2 protein-coding genes and 1 pseudogene are annotated in these 3,189 nt (G+C 36.7%); 1 reads left to right on the plus strand and 2 read right to left on the minus strand.

Annotation, left to right across the window (positions count from 1 at the left end; genetic code table 11):
* Positions 1-391: 391 nt before the first annotated feature.
* Positions 392-1,480 (minus strand): saccharopine dehydrogenase NADP-binding domain-containing protein, encoded by a 1,089-nt coding sequence (locus tag ACFX4X_RS25290; protein ID WP_377387621.1) that lies wholly within the window; start codon positions 1,478-1,480, stop codon positions 392-394.
* A gap of 120 nt (positions 1,481-1,600) precedes the next feature.
* Positions 1,601-1,912 carry an ArsR/SmtB family transcription factor gene (locus tag ACFX4X_RS25295; RefSeq protein ID WP_002013825.1) on the minus strand — a complete coding sequence of 104 codons (312 nt, stop codon included), beginning with the start codon at positions 1,910-1,912 and terminating at the stop codon, positions 1,601-1,603.
* A gap of 184 nt (positions 1,913-2,096) precedes the next feature.
* Here ACFX4X_RS25295 and ACFX4X_RS25300 point away from each other — a divergent pair.
* Positions 2,097-3,189 (plus strand): annotated as a pseudogene (locus tag ACFX4X_RS25300) (IS4 family transposase); the annotation flags it as partial.

The raw sequence follows: 3,189 nt of genomic DNA on the forward strand, positions 1-3,189 counted from the left end.
CAGGACTCTCTCATTCTACCAAGAGGTTATTTTTTTGTTCAAACTTCAATTTCACTGATTACAGGAATGCTGCCCCGATAGTTGCATAAGAAGAAGCTGCCTTAAAGACAGCTCCGATCTTCAGCTAACGCACCCGTTAGTTCAGTAAGACATACTGTCCAAGCTATCACCATAAAAAAGCCAACTTTATAAATATCTACCTTAATACAGGAGGGATTTCGGTTTTTATTGGGGTACCGCCACATGCCCATCAACTTAAGCATTCAGAATTACCCCAAAACGAAAAAATGAGCTTTTTTGCTACAAGTTAGCAAAAAATTTCGTTCTGGGGGTATTTACTTTTCTTAGCTTGATAGCCATATGTGTACTACCACGAATAGAACGGTACCTTTTATATATTTTCTTTCGTAATATTAACCCCATATTCCCTATAAAAATCTAAAATTGCAGATGCATTCACACCCAAATCTAATAGATTTTCCGGAAAGTAAATTTCAGAATCCGGAACCACAATATCAGATGTTTGTAAAATGTTCTCTGCTTGGACAGCTGCTCCTAAAGCAGTAAGATGTGTCTGTCCTAACGGATCTGATATGTTCACACATCGTCTATGCAATACACCAGTAGCATCATAACCTTTAAGATGAATAACTATGTTATGTGCACTTCCCCTTCCGGGTTTATAGAGAATATTTTTCCGTAAATTGGTAAATTTTTCTCCACTAATCATTTTCCAAATCCCTGTATTCACCAGAGAAACCAGTCCATATGTAGATATTTTACTATCAAAAGCAATACGAAAGTTAGTCGAAACAGCATGAATTGATTCTGGCAGGGTTACGTGATCGGGAGTATCCAAACGATAACATTTGGTTATATAACCGTTTGGAAAGCGGACTTTGATTGGATTAGTCATTGGATAAGCCTGTCGCATTCCCTCTCGAGCTTTGACTTCAAACGGAATAGTTAACCGGTCCATATACGCTGTTGAATTTGGTCCTGCTTTGTCTTGAAGAGAATATAGTGCGTTGATATCAACCGTAACCTCTTGAAGATCTTTTGAATAAATTTTAGAAAAAAGGGCTGCTGTCCCCCCCATCCACCCTGAAGCTAATACAACAGGGGATTGGACCTCAACATTTTTTAATCGATCAATAGAACTCTTAAAGCGTTCAGTCCAACGAGTAATGTCAACCAATGGAATTTTTTTTCGAACTGCAGATAGGAGTAGTCTATCTTGAGGGTCATTAACCGCATTAACAACTAATGTGAAATTATCATCCAAATTTCTTAAAGGATCATCTGTTGTGTTGTCTACCTTGACTATTTTTACTCTCTCTGATTCAAAAGGTAACGCTTTCCCTAAGGTTCTTCCTCCTAATCTAATTTCCAAATCAGGATGTCGATCATGTAAAATTCGAGCAATTTGACTACCAACAACTCCATACCCACCAACAATTAATACTGTTTTTTTATTCATCTGAAACCTCCATTTTAATTAGTGTGAGATTATAAGTTTAAATGATTAAAAACTTAAACCTTTTAACATATTATCGCTAAAAAAAGGGACAAAAGGTGTCCCTAAACTATAAATGAATACCTAGTTCTTACATTCATCTTCAACTAAAGAAACAAGTTCTTTTAAAAGATTTATTGTTTCATTAAATTCAAGACAATAATACATTTCAGTGCCTTTTTTCTGAACTTGAAGTAACCCTGATTGTTTCAATATTTTCAAATGATGAGATACAGTAGGTCTTGACATAGGAATATTCTCAGCAATTTGCGTCACATTCAAGCTATCTTTATCAATTAAAAGTGATACAATTTGCTGACGAGTTGGATCCCCCAACCCTTGAAAACATGGTCTTAAATTTTCTAAAATATGCATTACTTTATCATTACAGTTCATTTCGCTAACATTACCTTCCGTTTAAGAATTTAATCATTTAAACGTATTATAAATTACATTACTATCTAATGCAATAAAGGGGTACCACCACATGCCCATCAAGCTAAGTTTAAACAATACCTTCAAAAATGAAAAAACGCTATGCTTATCGTAAGAAGTTTACGAGAAAGGATGGTGTTTTTTTATGAATCCTATCGTCTCCAGTGAACTGACACTTTTTGCAAAAGAATTACAACGTTTTCTATCCCCAATAGTCCTACAAGAAACGGCCAAACAGGTGGGCTTTGTACAACGATCTAGTAAGTATCAAGCAAATGGACTTATCGCCCTGTGCGTTTGGCTCAGCCAAGAAGTCGCTAGTACATCACTTACGCAATTATGTAGTCGTTTGGAGGCTTCCATGGGTGTACTAATAAGCCCAGAAGGGCTGAATCAGCGCTTTAATCCAGCAGCTGTCGCATTCCTCCGAGAAGTCTTTACTTCACTCCTAACACAAAATCTCTGTTTAAATCATTCGCTTTCTTCACACATGATTTCTGCTTTCGAACGTATTCGGATTTTAGATGCGACTGTATTTCAGCTACCTGATTCCTTCGCCACAAATTATCAAGGCTCTGGAGGGAGTAGTCATACTGCAGGGGTGAAAATCCAATTGGAATACGATTTATTAAGTGGCCAATTTTTAAACGTACAGGTAGGACCAGGAAAAAACAATGATAAAACATACGGTACAATCTGCCTTGAAACTGTAGAGAAAGGCGATTTATGTTTACGTGATCTTGGTTACTTTGATTTAGGAGACTTACAAGCCATTCATGATAAAGAGGCTTATTATATTTCTCGGTTGAAGTTAAATACACGTATTTATATCAAGAACCCTGATCCAGAATTTTTCAACAATGGCACGTTAAAAAAACAAACCGAATACATCCAGCTTGATATGACACAAATGATGTCCCATCTAACCTCTGGTGAAACACTGGAAATCACTGAAGCATACATTGGTCAAAATCAGAAGCTTCCAGCACGTGTCATGATCCATCGTTTAACCGATGATCAAACGCAAACACGCCTAAAAAACCAAGCATTCGAGAAAAGAAGAAAGGCATTGTCATGAAGGAGAAAAGTAAGCACTTGATGGGTATGAATGTCTACATAACGAATACATCACCAGAAGAAGTTCCCACTGACTATGTTCATTCCCTCTATTCCCTGCGTTGGCAAATCGAAATTTTGTTTAAAACATGGAAGTCATTCTTTGAAATCGATGAATGCAA

This window comes from Peribacillus sp. YIM B13481, from assembly GCF_042787985.1.
GTDB classification, from domain to species: Bacteria; Bacillota; Bacilli; order Bacillales; family DSM-1321; genus Peribacillus; species Peribacillus simplex_A.